The organism is Sphaerochaeta sp. UBA5836 (genome assembly GCF_002432845.1).
In the GTDB taxonomy this organism is placed as follows: domain Bacteria; phylum Spirochaetota; class Spirochaetia; order Sphaerochaetales; family Sphaerochaetaceae; genus Sphaerochaeta.
This window is the reverse complement of sequence record NZ_DJGW01000057.1, coordinates 1-4,108: the sequence shown is the minus strand read 5'-3', so window position 1 is coordinate 4,108 and position 4,108 is coordinate 1. Positions and strand designations below refer to the sequence as shown.

The 4,108-nt window shown below is 51.7% G+C and carries 4 protein-coding genes; all 4 read right to left on the bottom strand.

Annotated features, from left to right (window positions below; all coding sequences use genetic code 11):
- Nucleotides 1–223 precede the first annotated feature (223 nt).
- Nucleotides 224–1,225 (bottom strand): ornithine carbamoyltransferase, encoded by a 1,002-nt coding sequence (argF, locus tag B3F49_RS04315; protein WP_293909225.1) that lies wholly within the window; start codon nt 1,223–1,225, stop codon nt 224–226.
- 154 nt (nt 1,226–1,379) lie between these two features.
- Nucleotides 1,380–2,186, bottom strand: a complete 807-nt coding sequence (locus B3F49_RS04310; protein ID WP_293895942.1) for a MetQ/NlpA family ABC transporter substrate-binding protein — start codon at nt 2,184–2,186, stop codon at nt 1,380–1,382.
- 49 nt (nt 2,187–2,235) lie between these two features.
- Nucleotides 2,236–2,898, bottom strand: a complete 663-nt coding sequence (locus tag B3F49_RS04305) for a methionine ABC transporter permease (RefSeq protein WP_293895940.1) — start codon at nt 2,896–2,898, stop codon at nt 2,236–2,238.
- Nucleotides 2,895–3,911, bottom strand: coding sequence for a methionine ABC transporter ATP-binding protein (locus tag B3F49_RS04300; protein WP_293895937.1), 1,017 nt, complete (start codon nt 3,909–3,911; stop codon nt 2,895–2,897). Before B3F49_RS04300 ends, B3F49_RS04305 begins: the two co-directional genes overlap by 4 nt.
- Between the last annotated feature and the right edge of the window lie 197 nt (nt 3,912–4,108).

Below are 4,108 nucleotides of genomic sequence, written 5' to 3'. Positions count from 1 at the left end.
ATACTTGAGAAACGTTCGATCGGTCTGAAAATAGAACATGCCGTCCAGGATGACACAACTCATCATCCTGGCCGTGGTCCGGCCGTCGAAGCTGGTTGCCAGCACCATTTGCTTTGCCGGCCCCAGTCGTTGATGGAGGGCTGAAAGAAGTGTGTGATATTTCTGCATGGGCTTTACTCCTTTCGATACTGTACCTCACGAGAGGAGCAAAGCAATCAAAGAATCAGAGTATGCCCGTCAAGGTTGCAACCATCACCGCCTTGATCGTATGCATACGGTTCTCAGCTTCGTCAAATACCACCGAGTGCTTGCTGCAAAAGACCTCGTCGGTCACTTCAAGTTCAGTCAAGCCGAACTGTTCGTGAATCTGCTGTGCTACAGCGGTATTAAGGTCATGGAAGGAGGGCAGGCAGTGTTCGAACAACACATCGGGATTGCCTGAAGCCTGCAGAACATCCATCGTCACCTGATAGTCCTTCAGCAGGGCAATCCTGGTTGCCGTCTGGTCCTCCTCACCCATTGAGACCCAGACATCGGTGTAGATGACATCCACTCCCTTCACCGCCTCAACGATATCAGAGGTTACCGAAATCATGGCGCCGGAAGCCTTGCAATCCTCCTGTAGCCCGGCAATCAGGCTACTAGACGGAAACAGCTCCTTCGGTGATGCAATGCGGTACTCCATACCCAGCTTGGCCGCCCCGATCATCAGCGCATTGGAGACATTGTTGCGCCCATCACCGATATACGCAAACTTCAGGTCCTTGGGTTCTTTTCCCGTATGTTCCATTGCAGTCAAGACATCGGCAAGAACCTGGGTTGGATGGTCGTCATCAGTAAGGCCGTTCCATACCGGAACACCGCTGTGCTTTGCAATTTCACGGATGACCTCGGATGAGAACCCCCGGTATTGAATGCCATCGTACATCCGTCCCAATACTTTGGCCGTATCCTCAATCGATTCTTTCTTTCCCATTTGGCTGTTGGTGAGAAAGGTGACCTGCGCCCCTTCATCAAAGGCCGCCACTTCAAAGGAACAACGAGTACGGGTGGAACTCTTGTCAAAGATGAGCACGATATTTTTATCTGCGAGCAACTTGCCTTCCAGCTTGGAGGGACAACCCTGCCCTTTCTTTTTTGCTTTAAGGTCGATCGACAACTGCAAAAGAGCAAGGATCTCTTCCGTTGTAAAATCCTTGAGTGTTAAAAAACTGCGTCCTTTCATGAGTTCCTCCGAAGGTAATGAATACCAATTGTAGATATTTATACAATATCTGTCAATATTTATGCATTTTTATTCGAATTGCAAATAATTGTATGCATAACTATACAAAAGCCTCCCAGCGTATGCCAGGAGGCTGATTGGTAAACACAATTGACTACTTGGAAACCAAGACTACTTCACCGTTGGTGTAGTGCTGGGCAACATACGCCTTGATCTTTTCGCCGCGCAGAGCCTTGACCAGAGCGACGATGGCAGCATCGTTCTCACGACCCTGCTTTACCGCTACCACGTTCACGTACGGGCTGTCCGAGCCTTCCACGATCAAACCGTCGCGGGTGGCGATCAGGCCGGCGGGAATGGCATAGTTGCCATTGATGATGGCTGCATCGACATCCTGCAGTACGCGGGGAAGGCTTGCTGCCTCAATCTCACGGAACTTGAAGTTCTTCGGATTGGATGCAACATCGAGCGGGGTAGCCTCAAGACCGGCATTCGCAGCGAGTGTGAGCAGACCGGCGCTCTGCAGCAACAGCAATGCCCTGCCTTCATTGGTTGGGTCATTGGGAATGGCGATGGTGGCACCGTTGGGAAGGTCTGCGAGTGCCTTGTATTTCTTGGAATAGAGTGCGAACGGCTCGACGTGGATGCCGCCGGCATTGGCCAGGTGATATCCCTTCTCCTTGTTGAAGGATTCCAGATAGGGGATGTGCTGGAAGAAGTTGGCATCAAGCTCTCCGCTCTCCAGTGCTTCGTTCGGAGTCACGTAGTCGGTGAACTCCTGCACCTTGAGGGTATAGCCCTCTGCAGCAAGGTCCTCGACGATCAGGTTGAGGAATGCAGCATGGGGCTCGGGGGTTGCTCCAACAACGATGGTCTTGGAGGTTGCCTGCTCTTTGGTACCGGCTGCAAACAACGAGAATGCCAGCAACAGTACAAGGGTGATGCTTAGAATCTTTTTCATAATTTCTCCTTCTCTCCCCCACAAGGCGAGAGGTATGCACAAGAGGTAATCAGCGGCGGGCTATAAGCTTGGCACTGATTTTGTTGCCTATCACCTGCACGATCTCAACGAGAACGAGGATGATTACAACGGCAACGAACATAATATCGCCTCGGAAGCGCTGGTATCCATACCGAATCGCCAAATCTCCCAGGCCGCCTCCACCGATGGCTCCGGCCATTGCCGAGTAGCCGATCAGGTTGATGATGGTGAGCGTCACACCGCTGACCAAGGAGGGCAGAGCCTCGGGAATCAACACCTTCCGGACAATCTGGAAATTGGTGGATCCCATAGCACGGGCGGCCTGAACGACCCCCGGATCCACCTCCTTCAGTGCGGTCTCGATCACTCGAGCCACAAATGGTGCTGCCGCAATCGACAGCGGGACGATAGTAGCGGTGGTACCGATACTTGTTCCGATAAGAAGCCTTGAAAGCGGAAAGAGCAGGATCATCAGGATGATGAAGGGAAATGAACGCAATACGTTGACGATTCTTCCCAGTATATTGTTGAGCATGGGGTGGGGAATAATGCCTCCCTGCTCCTCGCTCGAGGTGGCCGAGAGCAGAATCCCCAACGGAAGACCCAAAATCAGGGAGAACAAGGTGGAGAAGGAGACCATGCTCAGTGTTTGCAAGGTGGCGTCGAAAACCAACACCCAGATTTTGCTCATTCTGCAGCCTCCTCTTCAACTACTACACCCATCTGTCTCAATGCTTCGATGGCCCGTTTCTTCTCTTCATCACTTCCGCTGATATCGACCAGCATGGTGCCGATCTCGATATCGCCGACTTTCTGCACCCCACCGGCGCGTATATTGAAATCAACCCCTACTTGACGGCTGATCTTGCTGAGGATGGGCTGGTCTGTGGTTCCTCCACGAAAGCGCAGGGTATAGGCTCCCCGCTTCTTCGACCAATGGACCATATGGTCATCGGCAAGGGATGCCTCGTCGATGCCCACCAGGTGTGTCAAGAATTCCTTGGTCACCTCACTGGATGGATTGGCAAAAATATCGGTGACAAGCCCCTGTTCGACGACAACCCCGTCATCCAATACCGCGACCTGGTCACAGGCGTCACGGACTACTTCCATTTGGTGGGTGATCATTACCACCGTCAAGGACATCTTGCGTTGGATTTCCTTGAGGAGGGCCAATATGGAATGTGTTGTCTGGGGGTCGAGGGCGCTGGTGGCCTCATCACAGAACAGGATATCGGGATCACAAGCAAGGGCGCGGGCAATGGCCACACGCTGCTTCTGTCCACCGCTGAGAGTGCTGATCGGTGCCTTGCCTCTTCCCTCAAGACCGACGAGGGCGAGCAATCTCTCAACCTTCTGCTTGATTTCTTGTTTAGGGACGCCGGTTATTTCCAAGGGGTATGCAATATTCTGTTCTGCATTCCGGCTGGAGAACAGGTTGAAGTTCTGGAATATCATGCCGATGCGGCGCCTTCTTTGAATCAGGGCGTCCTTCTTGAGGTCGTCCACACGCTTGTCATCAAAATAGACTTCACCTGCATCCGGTCGTTCCAACAGGCTGATAAGCCGAACCAAGGTCGACTTGCCGGCCCCGCTCTTACCGATGATGCCGTAAATGGTGTTGGAGGGTATGGAAAGAGAAATGCCATTGACTGCATGCAATGTACCATACGTTCTCTTTAGATTTTTCAACATAATCTGCATACATATACCCTCTGTATTCACTTTGAAGGTGAATTGCTACCATCATAGTGAAAAGGATTGTATTGGACAAGACACAGATGGGATAAAATCGTGATACCCTATCATACAGATAGCATTTGCCTCCCTAACGACGAAAAGAGGACGTTTTCACGTCCTCTTTTCTCTATCTATATACAACCGGCAAACCGGTGCAAGGC